The organism is Vibrio sp. 14G-20 (genome assembly GCF_026241515.1).
GTDB lineage: Bacteria > Pseudomonadota > Gammaproteobacteria > Enterobacterales > Vibrionaceae > Vibrio.
Genome location: NZ_JAPHPW010000006.1, coordinates 75,774 through 100,709 on the forward strand (window position 1 = coordinate 75,774; position 24,936 = coordinate 100,709).

General features: G+C 45.8%; 24 protein-coding genes. 16 read left to right on the forward strand and 8 right to left on the reverse strand.

Annotated elements, in window-relative coordinates; translation table 11 throughout:
• Window positions 1-169 precede the first annotated feature (169 nt).
• Complete coding sequence (gene typA / locus OQJ75_RS07190; protein ID WP_017107903.1) at window positions 170-2,002, forward strand: translational GTPase TypA; 1,833 nt, start codon at window positions 170-172, stop codon at window positions 2,000-2,002.
• Between the two features lie 186 nt (window positions 2,003-2,188).
• Here the strand turns inward: typA and OQJ75_RS07195 are convergent, their stop codons facing one another.
• On the reverse strand, window positions 2,189-2,719 hold the full coding sequence (locus OQJ75_RS07195; protein WP_265972232.1) for an AAA family ATPase: 531 nt from the start codon (window positions 2,717-2,719) through the stop codon (window positions 2,189-2,191).
• A 31-nt stretch (window positions 2,720-2,750) separates the two neighbouring features.
• A complete protein-coding gene (locus OQJ75_RS07200; protein ID WP_265972230.1) occupies window positions 2,751-3,392 on the reverse strand; it encodes a DUF2959 domain-containing protein in 642 nt (213 codons plus the stop codon).
• A gap of 205 nt (window positions 3,393-3,597) precedes the next feature.
• On the opposite strand from OQJ75_RS07200, the gene OQJ75_RS07205 reads away from it, so the two are divergent.
• The 3 genes from OQJ75_RS07205 to OQJ75_RS07215 are packed head-to-tail and all read left to right on the forward strand — an operon-like array spanning window position 3,598 to window position 5,897.
• Window positions 3,598-4,539, forward strand: coding sequence for a virulence factor BrkB family protein (locus tag OQJ75_RS07205; RefSeq protein WP_248388680.1), 942 nt, complete (start codon window positions 3,598-3,600; stop codon window positions 4,537-4,539).
• Window positions 4,511-4,945, forward strand: coding sequence for a D-aminoacyl-tRNA deacylase (gene dtd / locus OQJ75_RS07210; protein ID WP_004735590.1), 435 nt, complete (start codon window positions 4,511-4,513; stop codon window positions 4,943-4,945). The genes OQJ75_RS07205 and dtd overlap by 29 nt, the downstream gene beginning before the upstream one ends.
• Window positions 4,946-4,961: 16 nt before the next feature.
• Window positions 4,962-5,897, forward strand: coding sequence for a bifunctional GNAT family N-acetyltransferase/hotdog fold thioesterase (locus OQJ75_RS07215; protein ID WP_248373607.1), 936 nt, complete (start codon window positions 4,962-4,964; stop codon window positions 5,895-5,897).
• Window positions 5,898-5,934: 37 nt separating this feature from the next.
• On the opposite strand, the gene OQJ75_RS07220 is transcribed toward OQJ75_RS07215, so the two are convergent.
• From OQJ75_RS07220 to hslR, 4 genes are all read right to left on the reverse strand, one after another.
• Window positions 5,935-7,905, reverse strand: a complete 1,971-nt coding sequence (locus tag OQJ75_RS07220; protein ID WP_265972223.1) for an AsmA family protein — start codon at window positions 7,903-7,905, stop codon at window positions 5,935-5,937.
• Between the two features lie 154 nt (window positions 7,906-8,059).
• Window positions 8,060-9,685 (reverse strand): phosphoenolpyruvate carboxykinase (ATP), encoded by a 1,626-nt coding sequence (gene pckA, locus OQJ75_RS07225; protein WP_265972222.1) that lies wholly within the window; start codon window positions 9,683-9,685, stop codon window positions 8,060-8,062.
• A 337-nt stretch (window positions 9,686-10,022) separates the two neighbouring features.
• Window positions 10,023-10,916 (reverse strand): Hsp33 family molecular chaperone HslO, encoded by an 894-nt coding sequence (hslO, locus tag OQJ75_RS07230; protein WP_248373613.1) that lies wholly within the window; start codon window positions 10,914-10,916, stop codon window positions 10,023-10,025.
• 18 nt (window positions 10,917-10,934) lie between these two features.
• The gene (gene hslR, locus OQJ75_RS07235) at window positions 10,935-11,321 is read right to left on the reverse strand and encodes a ribosome-associated heat shock protein Hsp15 (RefSeq protein WP_265972221.1); all 387 of its coding nucleotides are present in this window, start codon (window positions 11,319-11,321) and stop codon (window positions 10,935-10,937) included.
• 333 nt (window positions 11,322-11,654) lie between these two features.
• Here hslR and gspC point away from each other — a divergent pair, with 333 nt between their 5' ends.
• The 12 genes from gspC to OQJ75_RS07295 all read left to right on the forward strand — a co-directional run bounded on the left by gspC (window position 11,655) and on the right by OQJ75_RS07295 (window position 23,168).
• Window positions 11,655-12,536, forward strand: a complete 882-nt coding sequence (gene gspC / locus OQJ75_RS07240) for a type II secretion system protein GspC (RefSeq protein ID WP_265972220.1) — start codon at window positions 11,655-11,657, stop codon at window positions 12,534-12,536.
• Window positions 12,537-12,577: 41 nt separating this feature from the next.
• Complete coding sequence (gene gspD / locus OQJ75_RS07245) at window positions 12,578-14,602, forward strand: type II secretion system secretin GspD (RefSeq protein WP_265972219.1); 2,025 nt, start codon at window positions 12,578-12,580, stop codon at window positions 14,600-14,602.
• On the forward strand, window positions 14,602-16,104 hold the full coding sequence (gene gspE, locus OQJ75_RS07250) for a type II secretion system ATPase GspE (protein WP_248373619.1): 1,503 nt from the start codon (window positions 14,602-14,604) through the stop codon (window positions 16,102-16,104). Before gspD ends, gspE begins: the two co-directional genes overlap by 1 nt.
• Window position 16,105: 1 nt before the next feature.
• Complete coding sequence (gspF, locus tag OQJ75_RS07255; RefSeq protein WP_265972218.1) at window positions 16,106-17,326, forward strand: type II secretion system inner membrane protein GspF; 1,221 nt, start codon at window positions 16,106-16,108, stop codon at window positions 17,324-17,326.
• Between the two features lie 87 nt (window positions 17,327-17,413).
• Window positions 17,414-17,857, forward strand: a complete 444-nt coding sequence (gene gspG / locus OQJ75_RS07260; protein WP_004741459.1) for a type II secretion system major pseudopilin GspG — start codon at window positions 17,414-17,416, stop codon at window positions 17,855-17,857.
• A 78-nt stretch (window positions 17,858-17,935) separates the two neighbouring features.
• Window positions 17,936-18,529, forward strand: a complete 594-nt coding sequence (gene gspH / locus OQJ75_RS07265) for a type II secretion system minor pseudopilin GspH (protein ID WP_265972215.1) — start codon at window positions 17,936-17,938, stop codon at window positions 18,527-18,529.
• Window positions 18,516-18,911 carry a type II secretion system minor pseudopilin GspI gene (gspI, locus tag OQJ75_RS07270; protein ID WP_265972213.1) on the forward strand — a complete coding sequence of 132 codons (396 nt, stop codon included), beginning with the start codon at window positions 18,516-18,518 and terminating at the stop codon, window positions 18,909-18,911. The genes gspH and gspI overlap by 14 nt, the downstream gene beginning before the upstream one ends.
• Entirely contained in the window at window positions 18,898-19,629 is a 732-nt protein-coding gene (gene gspJ, locus OQJ75_RS07275; protein WP_248395299.1) for a type II secretion system minor pseudopilin GspJ, read from the forward strand. The genes gspI and gspJ overlap by 14 nt, the downstream gene beginning before the upstream one ends.
• A complete protein-coding gene (gene gspK, locus OQJ75_RS07280; RefSeq protein ID WP_265972210.1) occupies window positions 19,613-20,662 on the forward strand; it encodes a type II secretion system minor pseudopilin GspK in 1,050 nt (349 codons plus the stop codon). Before gspJ ends, gspK begins: the two co-directional genes overlap by 17 nt.
• The gene (gspL, locus tag OQJ75_RS07285; RefSeq protein WP_265972208.1) at window positions 20,631-21,878 is read left to right on the forward strand and encodes a type II secretion system protein GspL; all 1,248 of its coding nucleotides are present in this window, start codon (window positions 20,631-20,633) and stop codon (window positions 21,876-21,878) included. Before gspK ends, gspL begins: the two co-directional genes overlap by 32 nt.
• 20 nt (window positions 21,879-21,898) lie before the next feature.
• Window positions 21,899-22,387 carry a type II secretion system protein M gene (locus OQJ75_RS07290; RefSeq protein ID WP_248373633.1) on the forward strand — a complete coding sequence of 163 codons (489 nt, stop codon included), beginning with the start codon at window positions 21,899-21,901 and terminating at the stop codon, window positions 22,385-22,387.
• Window position 22,388: 1 nt separating this feature from the next.
• Window positions 22,389-23,168, forward strand: coding sequence for a type II secretion system protein N (locus tag OQJ75_RS07295; RefSeq protein ID WP_265972206.1), 780 nt, complete (start codon window positions 22,389-22,391; stop codon window positions 23,166-23,168).
• A gap of 124 nt (window positions 23,169-23,292) precedes the next feature.
• Here the strand turns inward: OQJ75_RS07295 and cysQ are convergent, their stop codons facing one another.
• Together cysQ and nudE are read right to left on the reverse strand one after the other, a co-directional pair.
• Entirely contained in the window at window positions 23,293-24,120 is an 828-nt protein-coding gene (cysQ, locus tag OQJ75_RS07300) for a 3'(2'),5'-bisphosphate nucleotidase CysQ (RefSeq protein ID WP_265972204.1), read from the reverse strand.
• A 36-nt stretch (window positions 24,121-24,156) separates the two neighbouring features.
• Window positions 24,157-24,708, reverse strand: a complete 552-nt coding sequence (gene nudE, locus OQJ75_RS07305; RefSeq protein ID WP_265972203.1) for an ADP compounds hydrolase NudE — start codon at window positions 24,706-24,708, stop codon at window positions 24,157-24,159.
• Between the last annotated feature and the right edge of the window lie 228 nt (window positions 24,709-24,936).

The following is a 24,936-nucleotide window of genomic DNA, read 5'->3' on the forward strand; positions in this document are numbered from 1 at the left end:
AAGCGGATATGAATCGCTAATAAAGAAAAAAGCCTCGGTTCAGATCACATATTTCTGGGTTTTTGTCTAGAATCTGGTATATTATTGACCGTTTTTTAAATCAAGCTAGCGGTTATTATCCAAACTTTTGGATAAGTGACGGCTACTTTTATGAGTGAATCGAGAATCCATGTCTACTCCACAGATTGATAAGTTAAGAAATATCGCGATCATCGCGCACGTTGACCACGGTAAAACGACTTTGGTTGATAAACTGCTACAACAGTCAGGCACTCTTGAGTCTCGTGGTGAAGCTGAAGAGCGTGTCATGGATTCGAATGACATCGAAAAAGAGCGTGGCATTACAATCCTTGCTAAGAACACAGCAATCAACTGGAATGATTACCGCATCAACATCGTAGATACTCCGGGACACGCGGACTTCGGCGGTGAAGTTGAGCGTATCATGTCTATGGTTGATTCAGTTCTTCTGATCGTAGATGCAGTTGACGGCCCAATGCCTCAAACTCGTTTCGTAACGCAAAAAGCATTCGCACACGGTCTTAAGCCAATCGTTGTAATCAACAAGATTGACCGTCCTGGTGCTCGTCCTGATTGGGTTATGGATCAAGTATTTGACCTTTTCGACAACCTAGGTGCTACTGATGAGCAACTAGACTTCACAGTTGTTTACGCTTCAGCTCTAAACGGTTGGGCAACAATGGAAGAAGGCGCAGTTGGCACAGACATGGAACCATTGTTCCAAGCTGTTGTTGATACAGTTGAAGCGCCTGCAGTTGACCTTGACGGTCCACTACAAATGCAAATTTCGCAACTTGATTACAGCTCTTACGTAGGTGTTATCGGTGTTGCTCGTGTTACTCGTGGTTCTGTTAAGCCAAACCAACAAGTAACTATCGTGAATGCTGAAGGCAAGAAACGTAACGGTAAAGTAGGTACTGTACTTGGTTACCTAGGTCTTGAGCGTCACGAAGTAGAACAAGCTAACGCTGGCGACATTATTGCAATCACTGGTCTTGGTGAGCTGAAAATTTCAGACACTATCTGTGACGTAAACAATGTTGAAGCAATGGAACCACTGTCTGTTGATGAACCAACAGTAACAATGACTTTCCAAGTAAACACTTCTCCGTTCGCGGGTAAAGAAGGTAAGTTTGTAACTTCACGTAACATCCTTGAGCGTCTTGAAAAAGAATTGGTTCATAACGTTGCACTACGTGTTGAAGAAACTGAAAGTCCAGACCGTTTCCGCGTATCAGGCCGTGGTGAGCTTCACCTTTCTATCCTGATCGAAAACATGCGTCGTGAAGGTTTCGAGCTAGCAGTTTCTCGTCCAGAAGTAATCATCAAAGAAGAAGATGGTCAGAAAATGGAACCGTTCGAAACGGTTACTATCGATGTAGTTGAAGAGCACCAAGGTGCGATCATGGAAAGCATCGGTCTACGTAAGGGTGAGCTAACAGATATGGCACCAGATGGTAAAGGCCGTGTTCGCATGGACTTCATGATGCCTTCTCGTGGTCTTATCGGTTTCCAAACTGAATTCCTTACAATGACGTCTGGTTCTGGTCTTATTTACCACTCGTTCGATCACTACGGTCCTTACAAAGGCGGTATCATTGGTCAGCGTAACAACGGTGTTCTAATCTCGAACGCGACTGGTAAAGCACTGACTTATGCATTGTTCTTCCTTCAAGCTCGTGGTCGTCTATTCACAGAGCACGCTGATGAAGTTTATGAAGGTCAAGTAATCGGTATTCACAACCGTTCAAACGACCTGACAGTAAACTGTCTGAAAGGTAAGCAACTAACGAACGTTCGTGCATCTGGTACTGATGAAGCACAAGTTCTTTCTCCACCGATCAAGCACACTCTAGAGCAAGCTCTTGAGTTTATCGATGAAGATGAACTAGTAGAAGTAACACCACTTAACGTACGTATCCGTAAGAAACTTCTTACTGAAAACGAACGTAAGCGTGCAGCACGTCCAGCTAAGGCTTAATTGCCAGCTGACTGGCTTCTAGCTAAGTAGATAAGAAAGCCCCGAGTAGCCTAGCTGCTCGGGGCTTTTGTTTTATGTGGTGTTAGCATAGATACGGGTAAACGAGATGCGAGATACGAAGAGCGTGTTTCATCTCTATTCATCGAGTCGTCATCCTCAAGAGGGAGGAACGAGCGAGTTGGGGATCTAGCTTTTGATACCTAGGAGGCTTTTAACAAATAGAGCCCGTTCTTCGACTGGCATAAATGGCACCTCAACCACCTCATAACCAAGTTCTTGGTAGACTGTTACTAACGCGTGGTGAATCTCTAGTGCTTCCTCAAACGGATAAGGGCGTACTTCATCTTGAACATAGATAGAAGCCTCAGGGCGACAGAATAGAACTTGGGAGTGATAGCCCTTGCTCGCTTCTCGGTAGTTCTCATTAATATCGAGGTTCGCCTGAGCTAAGTAACCGCAGATATCTGGGATAGCACGGTCGAGAAACGCAACCGGATGCTGGTTGGCCTGTTCCTTTTGCTCATTCATGACAGTGAGACACAAGCGAGCAAAGCCCGGTAGGTCTAACCAAGGTAAGATACCGTTCTCAAGTTGGCTCTGCTGTTCTATCAACTGGCGAGAGGACTCAGCGAAGATCGGGTAACCCATGTCACCCAAGGCATTAATTAGTGTGGTTTTGCCAGCCCCTGGGCCGCCAGTAATAATGATTGGGTTCATACGGATTTATCTTAATTCGTTTCTAATGGCACTATTTCTGATTGAGTTGAGCTAGGAATTTATCCGACTCTGCTATTGCCGCATTCATCTGCTCTATTGCATAGGCGATGTCTTTTTCTAAGCTCATAAATTCACCCTGCAACGAACCAACAGCACTCGCATTGAGGTTGTGCTTGAGATAAAGCGTATTGTCACGAAGGGTGTTGAGAACAGGGTCCATTTTCTTCTCAGCTCGTTTCATCGCTGACAGCATGGTTTGGTAAGACGATTTGGTTTCTCGCAGCTTTTGCTCACTTGAACGACGCAGTGAATCACTGGTGTAGAGATCTAACTCACCCTGCCACTCTTCAAATAGCGCATCGGACACGTCTTCAATCGCAGCAATGCGGTCACTGACATTTTGTGCGGCTTTCTCGCTGTCTTGGTATTTATCATTGATCTTGTTGTACATGTCTTCAAGGTCGCCACCACTGAAGTTAGTCAGGCTACTCAAGGCTTCAAGTGCGCTGGTAAACTCTTCCTGAGCATCCTGCTGCGACTCTTTAGCGTCTTCCACTCTATCGACCATAATGTCGCGCTTGTGGTAACCCACTTGCTCCATGGCGGAGTAATAAGCGGACTGGCATCCAGTTAGAGAAAAAATAGAGAGGACTATAACTATTAAATAAGGCATCCTAGTTTCCTATAGTTAAATAATATCAATCGTAGTAAATAACTGCTCAACCTAGCTTGTTAAAATGCTCGATAACGGCGTTAGAATTTTTGATTGTAGAATAACTACTTATCAAAAAAAGCTGCCTTGTTCTCAAACCTTTTTCCTACGCTATTTTTGAACATTTACTTACTGTGATTGATATGTCGAAATATTAATTAGGACTATGAACGAGTTACCAGGGAGTTACAAGTTGAAGATAAAAAAGGTCGCCACACTCAGTATTCAGTTTTCTCGCTATCTTTTGGCGCGAATGACGCACGATAGAGTTAATGTGAATGCGGGCTATTTGGCGTACATTACTTTGCTCTCGATCGTTCCTATGTTGACGGTTCTGCTTTCTATCTTGTCTTCATTTTCCATCTTTGCTGATGTTGGGCTCGTGATTCAAAACTTCGTTATTACCAACTTTGTTCCCGCGTCTGGGGATGCAGTACACGGTGCTTTGTTAGAGTTCGTTGCCAATACCGGAAAAATGACGGCGGTGGGTAGTGTGTTCTTATTCATTGCAGCACTGATGCTGATCTCTAATATTGATAAGAACTTAAACTACATCTGGCGAGTCGATGAGAAACGACGAGCGGTGCTGTCTTTCTCTATGTACTGGATGGTGCTCACGCTTGGGCCTATTTTAGTTGGGGCGAGTATTGCTGCAACGTCTTATGTGACATCATTGAGTTTGCTGCAAAACGAAGTGGTGTCTGGCGCCTTTAATACTGTGATTCGCAAGCTTCCTTTGATTCTCTCTTTCTTTTCGTTCTTTGGCTTATACCTGCTTGTTCCAAACAAAAAGATACATTTTTCTCATGCGGCGGCGGGTTCTCTGGTTGCGGCTCTGTTGTTCGAACTCAGTAAGAAAGGCTTTGCAGCCTACATTACGCAATTTCCTTCTTACCAGTTGATTTATGGCGCATTAGCGGCAATTCCGATTCTTTTTGTCTGGGTGTATTTGTGCTGGCTGATTGTGCTGGTTGGTGCTGAAGTGACCGCTGCGCTTGGTGAGCAGGAACAGTGGAGTGGCCCGCAAGAAATGGTACACTCAACGGATAACGACAAAATTACAGAGCAAGGAAACAACAGTGATAGCACTGATCCAGAGAGTAAGTGAAGCTGCCGTCCGTGTTGATGGCGAAGTAGTTGGTGAGATTGAGCAAGGCTTATTGGTTCTGTTAGGCGTAGAAAAAGGTGATGACGAAGCCAAAGCCAAACGTTTGATGGAACGAGTGACCACTTATCGTGTCTTTGGAGATGAAGACGATAAAATGAACCTCAACGTGAAGCAGGTAGAAGGTAAGGTATTAGTGGTGTCTCAATTCACTCTGCCAGCTGACACCAAGAAAGGGACACGAGCAGGATTTTCTCGCGGTGCTCACCCAGAAGATGCCGAGCGTTTATATAACTATTTCTCTGACCAATGTGAATCCGTGTTGCCAACGGAACGTGGCCGATTCGCAGCCGACATGAAAGTGTCTTTGGTTAATGATGGCCCAGTGACATTTTGGCTGCAGGTTTAGGCTTAAAGGAATAAGCATGTTTAAACTCATAACACCAACTACCGAAAATCAGTTAAATAAGTATTACCATTTTCGTTGGCAGATGCTCCGTGAACCTTGGCGAATGCCGGTAGGTTCAGAGCGCGATGAATATGACCCAATGAGTCACCATCGCATGATTGTTGATGGTCGAGGTCGCCCGATGGCTATTGGACGTCTTTATATCACCCCTGATCTAGAAGGTCAGATCCGCTACATGGCGGTTAAGAATTCTCGCCGTAGTAAAGGTATGGGTTCGTTGATTCTAGTTGCGCTTGAGTCACTGGCTCGCCAAGAGGGCGCCAAGCGCTTGGTGTGTAATGCACGTGAAGATGCGATTTCATTCTACGAGAAGAATGAATTTGAACGTCGCGGTGAGATTAACGATCAACGTGGTCCTGTGCGTCACCAACAGATGGTTAAACACCTAGATCCAATGGCAGACGTTCTGCGTAAGCCTGAATGGTGTAATGAGCTACAACAGCGCTGGGAAAATCAAATCCCGATCAGTGACAAGATGGGCATCAAGATTAACCAATACACGGGTTACCAATTTGAGTGTAGTGCTCAACTGAATCCTAATTTGAACCCTCATAACACCATGTTTGCAGGCTCCGCCTTTACCTTAGCGACCTTAACCGGTTGGGGCATGACTTGGCTGCTGATGAAAGAGCGTGGGTTGACTGGTGACATCGTGCTGGCAGACAGTAATATTCGTTATCGTCACCCGGTTGAGCAAAACCCTGTTGCCTCTACTTCATTGGATGGGATCAGTGGTGACTTGGACCGCCTCGCATCAGGCAGAAAGGCACGTATCATCATTCACGTGACCATTCATAGCGGTGATGTGGAAGCGGTAGAGTTTACGGGAACCTATATGCTGATCCCTGACTACAAAAAGATACTCTCGACAGATTCTAATGTGAGCGAATAGCTATCACCAGTAATGCTGTCGATATTGAATGAAAGCGCTACTCCTGAGGAGTGGCGCTTTTTTGTTGGCAGTCGTTAATCTCCGAATACTCTGCTTGAGTGAGCTTTCCTGAAATTTGGTTGCATTGGTCAGTTAAGGTGATAGAAAGTGTGTGCTTGGTCGTTTCTAGCAAATCGAGTTCTCCAGAAACCTCACCATCGAGCGTTTGAATCCTTTGTTCGCCTTGTTCTACTGCTGATGCACCAATGATGTGCGTCGGTTCGAGAGTGAAGCGTCCACGGTCAAAATGCGCATTAAGATCTGGAATTTCAAACACGTTATCAGTCGATGTTTCAGAAAGCTTGTCATTAAAGGTCATCACACCTTGGCGAACGCTGCCTGTGAGTTGCCCTGTGGTTGAGTAACCGAGCATCAGTGAGTCGCCATATAAACCTGCGGCTTGAAGTTCAAATTCACCATAACCGGTTGCATCGAGCGGTAATTCAAGTTGCTGTAACATGGGCGCAATGGGTAACCCATCGGCAGAAATATCTAAACTCCATGGCTTACTGATTTGGTTAAAATCGAGTGTTGCATTGGCTTCAACATAACCATTCTTTAATGGCATAAACAGGCGTGTCAGCGTCCATTTCCCTTGTTCGCTATTCATTTCAACCACAGGTTGAGCGCTGAGAATATTTTGGTAGCTGGCATCGTTGGCGCTGGCCATCAATTTGCCTTGCCATAAACCTAGCTTTCTATCTTGCAGCAGTTGAACTTGATGCCCTTCGATATGTAGCCCTGATACTTGCCAGTAAGGTTTTTCTGCAAGTTGGATGAGTTGGCTGCGTTCTATATTAAGCTGGCTAATTTCGACGTTCTGGAGTTGTGTGAGCCAAGGTAATAGGCGAGCGGCGGGTAGAGGACTATCTTGGTTTTCGGTAATCCACTTGATGCCTTGCAAGTCAAACTGCACTAATTGAATGCTGCTAGGGGTGACTTCGCCATTGAGCTGAACAGTGCCTTGCAGGAATTGTGTATAGAAGTCTTCAACCAAAATTTGGTTGGGGTTTAGGTTCAGCTTGAGACTTGGGTCGATGAATTGATCATTATCTAAGGTGACGCCTTCAGCTTGCAGAGAGAAAATGGCTTTCTGTTGATTCCACAGTTCAAAGGGCAATTGGATATTTTCTAATGAGGCATCAAAGGCTGCAAAGTGACCATCTTTCCACTCTATGTCGCTACGCAGGATATCTAAGCTGTTGATGTGGTTGATCTGAATACCTGCCGCATCCCATTCTTTGTTCAATAGATTTTGAGTTTGTTCTTGATTTAATCGCAAACCATCAATCGTCACATTCACCAAAGACCAATCATGTTGATATTGTTCGGCTTGCCCAGAAATCTTGGCACCACGCCAATCAAATGAAGCGCCATAAAGGGTGCTGTCAGTCGGCTTTAGATCTAGGTCTATCAACAGGTTATCGAAGGCTTCGCCTTGCCAATACAGCTGCGAGGCTGACAATTGGATTTTGCCATAAGGCAGCAGTGAGTTTTGGTTATCCCACACGGGCTCGGCGATCTGAAGGTCGATGCCTCGCGCATTAAAGTCTGGAGTCGAGAAATCTAGGTTATTGATCGCTAGCTGACGGAGCTCGAGGTTTGGTTGGGTAAACACTGATGTGAGTGTGTCCAGATCGTCGGCTTCTAACTGCAGGCCGCTGACCAATACAGAGTCCAACACTAGCTTAGCTTCAAGAACAGAGTCTGGGCTGAACCAAATGTCGAGCTTGTCGATATACAGAGGTGGTTGCTTTTCAGATTGGCTTTGGGTGATGCCCATCAAGGTGATGTGATAAGGCGCCTGATACTCAACATCTTCAATCAGCACCGGTTGTTCAATCGTATGTTTGATAAAAAAGTTAGCAACATCGGCGCGGTATTGGGTCTGTAGGCTTAATAGCAACGCTGCGATAACCGCAACGGCGATAGCCAACACAATGCCGAACACCATGAATACCTTTTTCATTCCTTGAAAGCCTTAAATTTCAATCGTCTCAAAACAGAGTGGAACAAAAAGGGGCAAGCAGCAACAAAAAAGCCCCTCAAAAGAGGGGCTTGCTACAAAAATATCATTTTAAATTGGGCGTTCGCTTTTGGCTAAGCCCGAGCAGATGGTTGGCTTAGTCCAGTTGAGGACCAGCCGCAACCAGTGATTTACCTTCAGCGTTGTCAGTGTACTTATCAAAGTTGTTGATGAAGCGCTCTGCTAGATCTTTCGCTTTGCTTTCCCATTGTAGAGGGTCGGTGTACGTATCTCGTGGGTCAAGGATCGCTGGGTCAACATCGTGCAGCGCTAGCGGTACTTCTAGGTTAAACATAGGGATAACCTTAGTTTCAGCGTTGTCGATTGAGCCATCTAGGATAGCGTCGATGATGCCGCGAGTGTCTTGGATAGAGATACGTTTACCAGTACCGTTCCAACCTGTGTTTACTAGGTAAGCTTCAGCACCTGCCGCTTCCATACGCTTCACAAGCACTTCAGCGTACTGAGTTGGGTGAAGAGTTAGGAATGCCGCACCAAATGCCGCAGAGAACGTTGGTGTTGGCTCAGTAATACCGCGCTCTGTACCCGCTAGCTTTGCAGTGAAGCCAGATAGGAAGTGGTACTTCGTTTGCTCTGGAGTCAGTTTAGAAACTGGCGGTAGCACACCGAATGCATCCGCAGTTAGGAAGATAACCTTTTGAGCGTGACCTGCTTTTGATACTGGTTTAACGATGTTGTCGATGTGGTGAATCGGGTAAGAAACACGAGTGTTCTCAGTTTTTGAACCGTCATCAAAATCGATAGAGCCATCACCACGAACCGTGACGTTTTCTAGCAGTGCATCACGGCGGATAGCATTGTAGATTTCTGGTTCTGCTTCTTTAGATAGACGGATAGTCTTCGCGTAACAGCCACCTTCAAAGTTGAAGATACCATCGTTATCCCAACCGTGTTCATCATCACCGATCAGCTCACGCTTAGGATCGGTTGATAGGGTTGTTTTACCTGTGCCTGATAGACCGAAGAAGATGGCTACATCGCCTTTTTCGCCAACGTTTGCACTACAGTGCATTGAAGCAATGCCTTGCAGAGGAAGTAGGTAGTTCATCATTGCGAACATGCCTTTCTTCATCTCACCACCGTACCAAGTACCACCGATGATTTGAACGCGTTCTGTTAGGTTGAAAGCAACGAAGTTTTCAGAGTTTAGGCCCTGTTTTTCCCAGTTAGGGTTGGTTGTTTTAGCACCGTTCATTACCACGAAATCAGGTTCGAACGTTGCTAGTTCTTCGTCAGTTGGACGAATGAACATGTTCTTAACGAAGTGCGCCTGCCAAGCTACTTCAGTGATAATACGTACACTTAAGCGCGTATCAGGGTTAGCACCACAGTAACCGTCAATGACAAACAGGCGCTTGCCAGATAGCTGAGTTGTCACAAGCTCTTTCAGCTCACTCCATACTTCAGTTGTAATCGGTTTGTTGTCATTTTTGCCTTGATCTGACCACCACATGGTATCGCGGGTCGTGTCATCTTTAACAATGTACTTATCTTTTGGTGAGCGGCCAGTAAAGATACCAGTGTCTACCGCAACAGAGCCTAGTTCTGTTACTACGCCTTTTTCGTAGCCTTCTAAACCTGGCAGTGTTTCTTCAACGAATAACTGCTCGTAGCTAGGATTACGAAGAACTTCAGTAACGCCAGTCAGTCCGTGCTTAGTTAGATCAATTTGTGCAGCCTTAGTATGTTCCATAACGGTCATAGGTGCTCCTTGTAGGATATTTTGTAGGGATTTTGTAATAATTTTTTATTGTTATCTGCTCACCATGCTAGCAACGAGGCTCGGGGGAAACAGGGATACAGCTCAAAAAATATCCATATTAACCTTAGGGTTTTAAGCGCCTCGTCACATATTGGCCCAACTAGTCTATCCTGTACGCAAACCTTTGCGCTAGGGGCGAGAACATTATTAATTGATTAAAATTAAGCGGTGATTTTATTACGAGATGTTACGGAGTTTGCGCTATTTTGATCACAAAAAAGGCCAGCTGAGTGCTGACCTTTTTGGGGTAAATTACGTGTTTTTGGTACGCCGTAAATTAATGAACCGTATTGCTGCCTTTATCTGCCGCTTCTGCGTACAGAGCATCCACATCATTCTTGTCGAACGAGTAATTTGTGCCACAGTAATCACAGTGTAGGCCCACGCTACCTTCCGTACTTAGAATGTCGTAGATCTCTTCTTGAGCAACGGTAATGATAGCCGCAGCGCTTCGATCACGCGAACAGCCACAGAAGAACTCAACAGGCTGTGGTGTGAACAGCTGTACTTTTTCTTGGTTGTACAAACGGTAAAGCAGTTCGTTAGCTTCTAAAGAGAACAACTCTTCGTTTTTAACGGTGTCGGTTAGTTGCTCTAGATGTTCGAAATCATCTGGCGTACCTGTGCCGTCAGGCATAACTTGTAAAAGCATACCTGCAGCGTGAGCTTTACCTTCATGTTCGCCAGTGCGTAGCCATAGACGAGTCTTAAGCTGTTCTGAGTTAGCGAAGTAACCTTCAAGTACTTCCGCTAACGTGTCACCTTCAAGACCAACGATGCCTTGGTAACGCTCACCTTTTTTAGGATCGATTGTGATCACTAGGTGGCCTTTACCTATTAGGTCGTGAAGGCCAGCGTCGTCAGCAATATCACCGTCAAAGCGAGCAACACCACGGATCTTCTGATCGTTATCGCCATTAATAACAGCGAGAGATACTGGACCATCACCTTGCAGTTGCATCGTGATAGAGCCTTCAAACTTTAGGGTTGCTGTTAATAACGTCGTTGAAACCAATAGCTCACCCAGTAGCTTTTGAACTGGTGCTGGGTATTCCTTGCTAGAAATAATTTGTTGGTACGCTTCATCGATTTGTACCAATTCACCACGTACTGATAGATCTTCAAATAGGTAGCGATTTAAAACATTACTTGTAGACATTGGGTCTGCCATTTGGCTATTCCTTCTAGCTTATTGAGTCTTGAACTTGATGATGTCACGACGTTGCTTTTTATCTGGACGACGTTCTGGTGCTGGGCTATGAGCATTTAGCTTACGTTGTGTGGCAAACTCTTCTCTTTTTGCCAAGCTTTCGGTGGTTTCTTCATAGAGGGTTTGAGCGACTGGCGCTCCGCCGCGGTGTGCGGATATTTTCTCTATGGTGACCGTCTTTTCTTCATTCCCTTGGCGCAGGGTAATCACTGCCCCAAGTTCTACGATTTTGCTGGGTTTGCTGCGCTGACCATTATAGTGGACTTTACCACCATCGACCATGTTGCGAGCAATTGAACGAGTTTTATAAAAGCGTGCTGCCCACAACCATTTATCGAGTCTGACAGCTTCATTAGCAGTTTTCATATAGGGCTGCGCCTTATTAAGTAAGAAATGAATGCGGTTTAACTGTAATGAACAGTGCGCAACATGTTTTTTTGATGATGCTTATCACATTAAGTAGAAGCTTAAAGTGGAGGCGGTTGGCATTTTTTTCAAGTCATAATACAAAATAGCCATGTTATACCGATTTACCGATTTGCTATGGTATAGTTCAGGATCTTATTGCTTAGATAAGCTTGGTATTGAACGAATGAATAAAAAAGCTGAAAGTTTAATGATTTGCAGCGTTTGTCGTCATGAAAAGGGACAAGGAAAGTGAACTTTTTGGAGCTCAAAAATCGCATAGGGAATTCTCCTATGTTGAGCCGCTTATTAGAGAATGGATTTGTACTTCAGCAGAAACTAAGCTTAGCGACCTGTTGTGTATTGATTGCAGCTTCCGCATGGATTTTAGGACAGCTTGCATGGTTTATCGAACCTGCTGAGCAAACTGTTGTGCCTTGGGTAGCAACGGCTTCATCGTCTTCAGCACCTCAATCGACCCTTGATATTTCTTCTTTGCAGCAGAGCAATATGTTTGGTGCTTATAACCCAAGCACGCCCGCTGTGGTTGAACAGCAAGTTATCCAAGATGCGCCTAAGACAAGATTAAACCTCGTTTTGGTGGGTGCAGTCTCCAGCTCGAATCCAAAATTGAGCTTAGCGGTGATCGCGAATCGCGGTACGCAAGCGACCTACGGGATTAATGAAGAGATTGAAGGCACCCGAGCCAAGCTAAAAGCCGTATTAATCGACCGCGTGATCATTGATAATTCAGGAAGAGACGAAACCCTGATGCTTGAAGGTATTGAGTACAAGCGTTTAGCGGTATCAGCGCCTGCGTCACCTCGTAGCTCTTCTTCGGTTCGTGGTAATAACCCGGCTTCTGCAGAAGAGAAGCTTGATGAAATTAAAGCGAAGATAATGCAAGACCCGCAACAAATCTTCCAATATGTTCGCCTGTCTCAGGTGAAGCGAGACGATAGCGTTATTGGTTATCGTGTGAGCCCTGGCAAAGATTCAGAACTTTTTAACTCAGTAGGGCTCCAAAGCGGAGATATTGCTACTCAGTTAAATGGTCAAGACCTGACAGACCCCGCCGCTATGGGCAACATATTCCGTTCTATCTCAGAGCTGACAGAGCTAAACCTCGTTGTCGAGAGAGATGGTCAACAACATGAAGTGTTTATTGAATTTTAAAACTTTGCGTCTAACGAAGGACGAAAGTGTAGGAGAAGTACGTGAAGCATTGGTTTAAGAAAAGTGCATGGTTACTGGCAGGAAGCTTAATCTGCACACCCGCAGCCATCGCGAGTGATTTTAGTGCCAGCTTTAAGGGCACTGATATTCAAGAGTTTATTAATATTGTGGGTCGTAACCTAGAGAAGACCATCATCGTTGACCCTTCGGTACGCGGAAAAATTGATGTACGCAGTTACGATGTACTCAATGAAGAGCAATATTACAGCTTCTTTTTAAACGTATTAGAGGTATATGGTTACGCGGTCGTTGAAATGGACTCGGGTGTTCTTAAGATCATCAAGGCTAAAGACTCTAAAACCTCGGCAATTCCAGTCGTTGGAGACAGTGACACGATCAATGGCGATAGCGTAGTGACACGTGTTGTGACGGTTCGTAACGTATCGGTTCGTGAACTTTCTCCTCTGCTTCGTCAACTGAACGATAATGCAGGCGCGGGTAACGTTGTGCACTACGACCCAGCTAACATCATCCTTATTACAGGCCGAGCGGCGGTAGTAAACCGTTTAGCTGAAATCATCAAGCGTGTCGACCAAGCGGGTGATAAAGAGATTGAAGTCGTTGAGCTAAAGAATGCATCAGCGGCAGAGATGGTGCGCATTGTTGATGCTCTAAGCAAAACCACAGATGCGAAGAATACGCCTGCATTCCTACAGCCTAAATTGGTTGCCGATGAGCGTACCAATGCGATTCTTATTTCTGGTGATCCCAAGGTTCGTAGTCGTTTAAGAAAGCTTATCGAACAGCTTGATGTCGAAATGGCGACCAAGGGTAACAACCAAGTTATCTATCTTAAATATGCAAAAGCCGAAGATCTGGTTGATGTGCTGAAAGGCGTGTCGGACAACCTGCAATCTGAGAAGCAATCATCAACCAAAGGCAGTTCATCGCAACGCAACCAAGTCATGATCTCAGCTCACAGTGACACCAACTCTTTAGTGATCACTGCCCAGCCAGACATCATGAATGCCCTGCAAGATGTGATCGCTCAACTCGATATCCGTCGTGCTCAAGTGTTGATCGAAGCGCTGATTGTTGAAATGGCAGAAGGCGATGGCGTAAACCTTGGTGTGCAGTGGGGTAACCTGGAAACGGGTGCCATGATTCAGTACAGCAATACTGGTGCATCGATTGGTGGTGTAATGGTTGGTTTGGAAGAAGCGAAAGACACGGAAACGACCACTGCAGTCTATGACGACAATGGCGACTTTGTGCGTAATGAGACAACTACAGAGGCAGGCGACTACTCAACCTTGGCTTCCGCTCTTTCTGGCGTTAATGGCGCAGCAATGAGTGTGGTGATGGGCGACTGGACTGCATTGATCAGTGCGGTAGCGACCGACTCAAACTCAAACATCCTATCTTCTCCAAGCATTACCGTGATGGACAACGGCGAAGCATCGTTCATTGTGGGTGAAGAGGTTCCGGTTCTAACGGGATCAACAGCGGGCTCAAGTAACGATAACCCATTCCAAACGGTCGATCGTAAAGAAGTGGGTATCAAGTTAAAGGTTGTTCCACAAATCAATGAAGGGGATTCGGTTCAGCTGCAAATAGAACAAGAAGTCTCTAACGTATTAGGAGCGAACGGCGCGGTTGATGTGCGTTTTGCTAAGCGTCAATTGAATACATCAGTGATTGTTCAAGATGGTCAAATGTTGGTGCTCGGTGGTCTAATTGATGAGCGCGCGCTTGAAAGTGAATCTAAGGTACCATTCTTGGGCGATATTCCAGTAATTGGACATCTGTTTAAATCAACCAGTACTCAGGTTGAGAAAAAGAACCTAATGGTCTTCATTAAGCCAACCATTATCCGCGATGGCATGACCGCTGATGGTATCACTCAGCGTAAATATAATTTCATTCGTGCTGAACAGTTGTACAAGGCTGAGCGAGGGTTGAAATTATTGGCAGACGATAACATCCCGGTATTGCCTAAATTTGGTGCCGATATGAATCACCCGGCTGAAATCCAAGCCTTCATCGATCAAATGGAAACAGAATAATGGCTGAATTGGTAGGGGCGGCACGTACATATCAGCGCTTGCCGTTTAGCTTTGCGAATCGCTACAAGATGGTGTTGGAGTATCAGCACCCAGAGCGCGCACCGATACTTTATTATGTTGAGCCATTGAAATCAGCAGCGATCATTGAAGTAAGCCGTGTCGTCAAAAATGGCTTTACTCCTGAAGCTATTACTGCAGAAGAGTTTGATAAAAAACTGACCGATGCTTATCAACGTGATTCGTCAGAAGCGCGGCAGTTAATGGAAGACATCGGTGCTGACAGTGATGATTTCTTCTCATTGGCAGAAGAGTTACCCCAAGATGAAGATCTACTCGAATCAGAAGACGATGCACCGATCATCAAATTAATCAATGCGATGCTGGGTGAGGCGATCAAAGAAGGCGCTTCTGATATACACATCGAAACCTTTGAAAAGTCACTCTGTATCCGTTTCCGAGTTGATGGTGTACTGCGTGATGTTCTAGCGCCAAGCCGTAAATTGGCCCCGTTGTTAGTTTCACGTGTCAAGGTTATGGCTAAGTTGGATATTGCGGAAAAACGCGTGCCACAAGATGGCCGTATCTCTTTGCGCATCGGTGGTCGAGCGGTGGATGTTCGTGTTTCAACCATGCCTTCTTCGCATGGTGAGCGTGTGGTAATGCGTCTGTTGGACAAAAACGCGACTCGTTTAGACTTGCATAGTTTAGGCATGACGGCAGAAAACCACGAAAACTTCCGTAAGCTTATTCAGCGCCCACACGGCATTATCTTGGTTACTGGTCCTACGGGCTCTGGTAAATCAACGACCTTGTACGCTGGTCTGCAAGAGCTCAATAGCAACGAGCGTAATATCTTAACCGTTGAAGACCCAATCGAATTCGATATCGATGGTATTGGCCAAACGCAGGTGAACCCTAAGGTGGATATGACCTTTGCGCGTGGTTTACGTGCCATTCTTCGTCAAGATCCCGATGTGGTCATGATTGGTGAGATACGTGATTTGGAAACCGCTGAGATTGCGGTACAAGCCTCTTTGACGGGTCACTTAGTAATGTCGACTCTTCACACCAATACGGCAATCGGTGCGATTACGCGTCTACGTGATATGGGCATCGAACCCTTCTTGATCTCTTCTTCGCTGTTGGGGGTTCTGGCTCAACGCTTGGTTCGCACTCTGTGTAACGACTGTAAAGAACCGTACGAAGCGGATAAAGAACAGAAGAAACTGTTTGGATTGAAGAAAAAAGAGAGCCTGACGCTTTACCATGCGAAAGGTTGTGAAGCGTGTGGCCATAAAGGTTATCGAGGCCGTACCGGTATTCATGAACTGTTGATGATTGATGATTCAGTTCAAGAGCTGATTCATAGCGAAGCGGGTGAACAGGCGATTGAAAAAGCCATTCGTAGCACGACACCAAGCATTAGAGATGATGGCTTAAGCAAGGTTCTGAAAGGGATAACGTCCCTAGAAGAAGTGATGCGCGTGACCAAGGAAGTCTAGTATGGCGGCATTTGAATACAAAGCGCTGGATGCTAAAGGTAAAAGTAAAAAAGGGTCTATCGAAGCGGATAACGCTCGTCAGGCTCGCCAGCGCTTAAAAGAGCAAGGCTTAATGCCGGTTGAGATGACTGAAGCCAAGGCAAAAAATGCTAAAGGCTCTCAACCTTCGACCAGTTTTAAGCGCGGTATCAGTACGCCGGATCTTGCTTTGATTACACGTCAAATATCAACGCTTGTTCAATCTGGTATGCCGTTGGAAGAATGCTTAAAAGCGGTCGCCGAGCAATCGGAAAAGCCACGTATTCGAACTATGCTATTGGCGGTTCGCTCTAAGGTTACCGAGGGCTACTCGCTAGCTGACAGCCTGTCTGATTACCCACACATCTTCGATGAGCTGTTTAGAGCGATGGTGGCTGCAGGTGAGAAATCGGGGCACTTGGATGCGGTATTGGAGCGATTGGCCGACTACGCCGAAAATCGTCAAAAGATGCGCTCTAAGTTGCTGCAAGCGATGATCTACCCAGTCGTGCTGGTGGTATTTGCGGTGACGATTGTTTCGTTCTTACTGGCAACCGTAGTACCTAAGATCGTTGAACCCATTATTCAAATGGGCCAAGAACTTCCGCAATCGACACAATTTTTATTAGCATCGAGTGAATTTATCCAGGATTGGGGCATCCAATTACTGTTGTTAACTGTTGGTGTGATTGTTCTGATTAAGACGGCACTGAAAAAGCCGGGCGTTCGCATGAGTTGGGATCGAAAATTATTGAGTATCCCGCTGATTGGTAAAATAGCGAAAGGGATCAATACCTCTCGGTTTGCACGAACACTTTCTATCTGTACTTCAAGTGCGATTCCAATCCTTGAGGGGATGAAGGTCGCGGTTGATGTCATGTCGAATCATCATGTGAAGCAACAAGTGTTACAGGCATCGGATAGTGTCAGAGAAGGGGCGAGCCTGCGTAAAGCCTTGGATCAAACCAAACTCTTCCCACCGATGATGCTGCATATGATTGCCAGTGGTGAGCAGAGTGGCCAGCTGGAACAGATGCTGACAAGAGCTGCGGATAACCAAGACCAAAGCTTTGAGTCGACCGTGAATATCGCGCTAGGTATTTTTACGCCAGCACTTATCGCTTTGATGGCAGGCTTAGTGCTGTTCATTGTGATGGCGACGCTGATGCCGATGCTTGAAATGAATAATTTGATGAGTGGTTAACCAACTGCTCATAAGACGTTAGTTTTTGGATGAGCGAGAAGAAGGACATTATTACCTTCACTCGTTGTCTGTAATTTGGAGAAAACAATGAAAAATAAAATGAAGAAACAATCAGGCTTTACCCTACTAGAAGTGATGGTTGTTGTGGTTATCCTCGGCGTATTGGCGAGCTTTGTTGTACCTAACCTATTGGGTAACAAAGAGAAGGCTGATCAACAGAAAGCGATCACTGATATTGTGGCGCTAGAGAACGCGCTGGATATGTACAAACTGGATAACAGCGTTTACCCAACAACGGATCAAGGCCTTGATGCATTGGTTTCTAAGCCAAGCAGCCCAGAGCCTCGTAACTACCGTGACGGTGGCTACATCAAGCGTCTACCTAACGACCCATGGGGCAATGAGTACCAATACCTAAGCCCTGGTGATAACGGCACTATTGATATCTTTACGCTTGGTGCTGATGGCCAAGAAGGTGGTGAAGGTATTGCTGCGGATATCGGCAACTGGAACATGCAAGACTTTCAATAAGCCTAGGCTTGTTGCTTGATGCGTTATTGTTGTTTGATTCGTTATTGATGGTAGAACATAAACAGATGGAGTCTAAAGGTGAAAACTAAGCAAACACAGCCAGGTTTCACCTTGATTGAGATTCTTTTGGTATTGGTATTACTGTCAGTAACGGCGGTCGCGGTTATCGCGACCATTCCTACCAATAGTAAAGATGTTGCCAAAAAATACGCTCAAAGTTTTTATCAACGAGTTCAGCTACTCAATGAAGAAGCTATTTTAAGTGGCTTGGATTTTGGCGTTCATGTTGATGAAAAGAAATCGACTTACGTTCTGATGACGCTTAAGTCTGATGGTTGGCAAGAAACTGAGTTCGAAAAGATCCCTTCTTCAACTCAATTACCAGAAGACCTCGCACTGACGCTGACACTGGGTGGTGGAGCTTGGGAAGACGATGATCGCCTTTTTAATCCGGGAAGCTTATTTGATGAAGATATGTTTGCTGATCTTGAAGAGGAAAAGAAACCGAAACCACCGCAGATCTACATCTTGTCGAGTGCTGAAATGACGCCATTTGTATTGTCGTTTTATCCAAATGCCGGAGACACCATACAAGATGGTTGGCGTATTCGAGTATTGGACAATGGTGTCATTCGATTGCTAGAACCGGGAGAAGAAGATGAAGAGGAATAACCGTTCTCCTTATCGTTCTCGTGGTATGACTCTTGGTTCTCGAGGAATGACTCTGCTTGAGGTGTTGGTTGCACTCGCTATCTTTGCGACTGCGGCGATCAGTGTGATTCGTGCTGTCACTCAGCACATCAATACCCTCAGTTACCTAGAAGAAAAAACCTTCGCGGCAATGGTCGTTGATAATCAAATGGCTTTAGTGATGCTGCATCCTGAGAAGCTAAAAAAAGCGCAGGGCACACAAGAGCTGGCCGAGAGAGAGTGGTTTTGGAAGGTCACGCCAATCAATACTAGCGATGATTTATTAAAGGCGTTTGATGTGAGTGTAGCTACCAGTAAACAAGCTTCTCCAGTGGTCACGGTGCGCAGTTATGTGGTTAAGTAAGTGCATGTCCACCAATAAGCGTGTGTCTCGCAAGCAAGGTCTTTCTTCTAAAGGTAAAGGTTTTACCCTAATTGAAGTTTTGGTCTCGATCGCTATCTTTGCCACGTTAAGCATGGCGGCTTATCAGGTAGTGAATCAGGTTCAGCGCAGCAACGAGTTGTCAATCGAGCGCAGTGCTCGTTTAAATCAACTGCAACGTAGCTTAGTCATTTTAGATAATGATTTTCGCCAGATGGCGGTGCGACAATTTCGTACCAATGGTGAAGAAGCATCATCTAAGCTGATCTTAATGAACGAGTATTTATTGGATTCCGACAGTGTTGGCATCATGTTTACTCGCCTAGGTTGGCACAACCCGCAGCAGCAATTTCCTCGCGGAGAAGTCACTAAAGTTGGCTACCGCATCAAAGAAGAGACACTCGAGCGTGTGTGGTGGCGTTACCCCGATACCCCTGCAGGCCAAGAAGGTGTGATTACTCCTTTGCTTGATGATGTAGAAAGCTTGGAATTCGAGTTTTATGACGGAAGCCGTTGGGGGAAAGAGTGGCAAACCGATAAATCGCTACCGAAAGCGGTGAGGCTCAAGCTGACACTGAAAGACTATGGTGAGATAGAGCGTGTTTATCTCACTCCAGGTGGCACCCTAGATCAGGTTAATGATTCTTCAAACAGTGACTCTTCAAGTAGTAATGAGGGGAATAATGACTCATCGAACTAACAAGTTTGCACTGACAAGGTCTGCCATGGGTCGCAAGCAGCGTGGTGTCGCGTTGATCATTATTTTGATGCTATTGGCGATCATGGCAACGATTGCTGGCAGCATGTCCGAGCGTCTGTTTACGCAATTCAAGCGCGTTGGCAATCAACTGAATTACCAACAGGCTTATTGGTACAGCATTGGTGTAGAAGCGCTGGTGCAAGATGGCATTAGGCAAAGCTACAAAGACAGTGATACCGTGAACCTAAGCCAACCGTGGGCGTTAGAAGAACAGGTTTACCCATTGGATTATGGACAAGTTAAGGGGCGCATTGTTGATGCTCAGGCATGTTTTAATATCAATGCGTTGGCTGGTGTGACGACGACTTCAAGCAACCAAACACCTTATTTAGTGACGGTGTGGCAAACCTTATTGGAAAACCAAGACATTGAGCCTTATCAGGCCGAGGTTATCGCACATTCAAGCTGGGAATTTGTTGATAGTGATACCCGAACCACCTCTTCAACAGGTGTAGAAGACAGCACTTATGAGGCGATGAAGCCATCCTATTTGGCGGCAAATGGCTTAATGGCCGATGAATCGGAGCTACGAGCGGTTTATCAAGTTACTGGTGAAGTGATGAATAAGATTCGTCCCTTTGTTTGCGCTCTGCCGAGCGACGACTTCCGTTTGAATGTGAATACTCTTACGGAAAAGCAGGCGCCGTTATTGGAAGCAATGTTTGCCCCCGGCTTAAGTGAATCGGATGCGAAACAGCTGATAGATAAACGCCCATTTGATGGTTGGGATACGGTAGATGCATTTATGGCTGAGTCTGCCATTGTTGGTGTGAGTGCCGAAGTCAGCAAAAAAGCGAAAGCATATTTAACTGTAGATAGCGCCTATTTTGAGCTAGATGCAGAGGTATTAGTTGAGCAGTCACGTGTACGTATACGGACGCTTTTCTATAGTAGTAATCGAGAAACAGTGACGGTAGTACGCCGTCGTTTTGGAGGAATCAGTGAGCGAGTTTCTGACCGTTCGACTGAGTAGCGAACCACAAAGCCCTGTGCAGTGGTTAGTTTGGTCGACAAGCCAGCAAGAAGTGATAGCAAGTGGCGAACTGTCGAGCTGGGAACAGCTTGACGAGTTAACGCCTTACGCTGAAAAGCGCAGCTGTATCGCTTTATTGCCGGGAAATGAATGCTTAATTAAGCGTGTTGAGATCCCGAAAGGTGCTGCTCGCCAGTTCGATTCTATGTTGCCGTTTTTGTTAGAAGACGAAGTTGCACAAGATATCGAAGACTTACACCTGACTATTTTAGATAAAGACGCAACGCACGCGACAGTGTGTGGTGTCGATCGTGAATGGTTAAAGCAAGCTTTAGACCTGTTTCGCGAAGCCAATATTATCTTTCGTAAGGTGTTGCCAGATACACTGGCCGTGCCTTTTGAAGAACAAGGCATCAGTGCATTACAGCTCGACCAGCATTGGCTATTACGTCAAGGTAACTCTCAACGCCAAGGTCACTATCAAGCGGTATCGATCAGCGAAGCATGGTTACCGATGTTTTTGCAAAGTGATTGGGTTGTCGCTGGTGAGGAAGAGCAAGCGACGACTATCTTTAGCTATACAGCGATGCCGAGCGACGACGTTCAACAGCAAAGCGGTCTTGAGTGGCAAGCAAAGCCTGCGGAATTGGTGATGTCTTTATTGAGTCAGCAAGCGATCACAAGCGGCGTAAATTTACTGACTGGCACCTTTAAAACCAAATCTTCATTCAGTAAATATTGGCGCGTATGGCAGAAAGTAGCGATTGCTGCTTGTTTGCTGGTGGCTGTGATTGTGACTCAACAAGTGTTGAAGGTTCAGCAATACGAAGCGCAAGCACAAGCTTACCGCATGGAGAGTGAACGTATCTTTAGAGCCGTTCTGCCAGGTAAACAACGTATTCCGACAGTAAGCTACCTTAAACGCCAGATGAACGATGAAGCCAAGAAATATGGCGGCTCAGGCGATGGTGATTCTTTACTAGGCTGGTTAGCGCTGCTGCCAGAGACCTTAGGCAAAGTGAAGTCGATCGAAGTTGAAAGCATTCGCTACGATGGCAACCGTTCTGAGGTTCGACTGCAGGCGAAAAGTTCTGACTTCCAACACTTTGAGACCGCAAGGGTGAAACTCGAACAGAAGTTTACCGTTGAACAAGGGCCATTAAATCGTAATGGCGATGCCGTCTTTGGCAGTTTTACTCTTAAACCCCATCAATAACCTGCGTAAGGAGATCAGTGATGAGAAATATGATTGAGCCACTCCAAGCGTGGTGGACTTCAATAAGTCAGAGAGAGCAACGATTAGTTATTGGTTGTTCAATTCTATTGGTGGTCGGTGTCGTTTATTGGGGGTTAATCCAGCCACTCAGTCAGCGAGCTGAACTTGCGCAGAGCCGTATTCAAAGTGAGAAGCAACTACTGGCTTGGGTAACCAATAAAGCCAATGAAGTGGTTGAGCTGCGAGGCAGTGGTGGAATCAGTGCGAGCCAGCCTCTGAATCAATCTGTACCTGCTTCTATGCGTCGCTTTAATATCGAGCTGATACGCGTGCAACCACGTGGCGAGATGCTGCAAGTGTGGGTAAAACCTGTGCCTTTTAATAAGTTTGTCGACTGGCTAACATACCTGAAAGAAAAACAGGGTGTTGAGGTTGAGTTTATGGATGTAGATCGCTCTGAGAACCCTGGGGTTATTGACGTCAACCGACTACAGTTTAAACGAGGTTAATGTGAAACGCGGTTTATCTTTTAAGTATGGCCTGCTCTTCAGTAGCATCTTTATCGTCTTCTTCTCAGTCAGCTTGTTGCTGCACTTGCCGGCTTCTTTTGCTCTCAAGCAGGCACCTGTTGTGCGTGGTTTGAATATCGAAGGCGTTGAAGGGACGGTTTGGCAAGGCAGCGCTAACAATATCGTTTGGCAGCGCATCAATTACGGTTCAGTGCAGTGGGACTTCCAGTTTTCTAAGCTATTTCAAGCCAAAGCAGAACTAGCGGTTCGTTTTGGTCGCAATAGCGATATGAACTTATCAGGCAAAGGACGTGTCGGGTACAGCATGAGCGGCGCGTATGCCGAAAACTTAGTGGCTTCAATGCCTGCTATGAACGTGATGAAATACGCACCAGTGATCCCAGTCCCGGTTGCTATTGGCGGACAAGTTGAACTGACGATTAAGCATGCGGTTCATGCTCAACCTTGGTGCCAATCGGGCGAAGGCACGCTTGCTTGGTCTGGCGCTGCCGTTGATTCCCCTGTGGGTGCGCTAGATCTCGGCCCTGTGATTGCTGACATCAGCTGTGAAGACAGTACAATTGCAGCCAAAGGCGTTCAGAAGAGCACTCAAGTAGACAGTGAGTTCTCAGCGAGTCTAACACCTAACCAGCGCTACACATCTGCAGCGTGGTTTAAACCGGGTGTTGAATTCCCGCCAACGATGCAAAATCAGCTTAAATGGTTGGGTAATCCAGATAACCAAGGTAAGTATCAATTTACCTACCAAGGTCGTTTTTAGCTCGGTATCTACTTCTGAGATAGGCGCTGTTGGTGAGTGAATTTGGTTATTAAATCGCGAGATATAAAAAATGGGCACCTCACTGAGGTGCCCACTTTGTTTGAATATCGGTAAGTTACAGACGCTAATCTTTACCCTGAAGTATCTCAGCCCAAGGTAAGTCTGCATCACCAAGAACAATGAAGTTCGGGTTCTCAAGCGTCTCTCTTTCGTTATAAGAAAGTGGCTCTAATTGAGTGCTTAGGATTCGGCCTCCCGCTTCTTCAACAATACATTGCGTTGCTGCGGTATCCCACTCGCCGGTTGGGCCTATTCTTAGGTAACAGTCCACAGCGCCTTCCGCCACTAAACATGCCTTAAGTGCAGCGGAACCTAGTGGAACCAAGTCATAGTTCCAAGCTGAGCTCATACGGCTAGTGATGCGGTTGATGTCTTGACGACGACTGATCGCCATCGCGATCGATTGGTTTGGTAGCTCGTGATGATGCGTTTTGATTTTCACGCTGTCGTTGAGGTCTGGAATTTTCCAAGCGCCTTTACCGCTATAAGCGTAATAGCTCACCCCTGAAACTGGCGCATACACCACGCCCATTACTGGCTTGTTGTGCTCAATTAAGGCGATGATTGTTGCAAAGTCGCCACTTCTTGCGATGAACTCTTGCGTGCCATCGAGTGGGTCAACCAACCAGTAGCGATCCCATTGAGAGCGTTGCTCTAGGCTGATGTCGGCGTCTTCTTCGGATAATACGGGAATATCAGGCGTCAATTCACTGAGTTTTTTTAATATCAGCTTATGTGCTGCAAGATCGGCACTGGTTACTGGAGTGTCATCACTCTTAGTGAACTCTTCGTAATCCTTTTTCTCGTAAATCTCTAAGATGAGTTGGCCTGCAGAGCGAGCAATCTCAATGATAGAGGGTAGGAGGTGAGACAAATCTTTTGTTATTGGCATAAATATTCTCTTACTCTTCGAGCGAGCCTGAATGTTCTAATTATTGTTTAATACACGAAGGGCTAATAGTAGGGCTGTAATACTGCGAGCCTCACAGAAGTCGAGATGCGTTAACAGTTCTTCGGCTTGAGCAAGTGGCCAGCGCACAATGTCGAGTGGCTCTGGTTCGTCACCTTCTAGTTTCTCAGGGTAGAGTTCTTCTGCGATAAACAGCGTCATTTTGCTAGAGAAGTAAGAGGGTGCAAGGATCACTTCTTTTAGGGTAGTAAGCTTGTTGGCACCAAAGCCAATCTCTTCTTTTAGTTCACGAACGGCAGCTTGATTGGGCAGCTCTCCTGGATCAATTAGCCCTTTTGGGAAGCCGAGTTCATAGCGCTCTGTGCCTGCTGCGTATTCACGCACCAACAGAATATCGCCTTGTTCAGTAATCGGAACCATCATTACTGCGTTGCGGCCGCTGGGCTTCATGCGTTCGTAGGTACGCTCTACACCGTTTGAAAAGCGTAAATCGAGAGACTCGATAGAGAATAGTTTTGATTGAGCGACAGTTTGTTGACCCAAAATTTCTGGCTTGGTCCTTTTTGTCATTGCGCTCGCTCCTTAGCTCATTGGAATTCTTTCTTATAAAGTCATTCTAATATAGGGGAAATAGAGTTGAGTTCCTAGATCCGAGTTTTCATATCCTAGAATTATTGGATCAGGAACCGATTGCGATCACTTGAATACCTTACTCCAAATGGTAACGCGCCCGTCATTATGGGCATTGAACGAGAAATAGACGGTTCGAAAGCGCTCTGCTGTTTTAAACACAAAAAA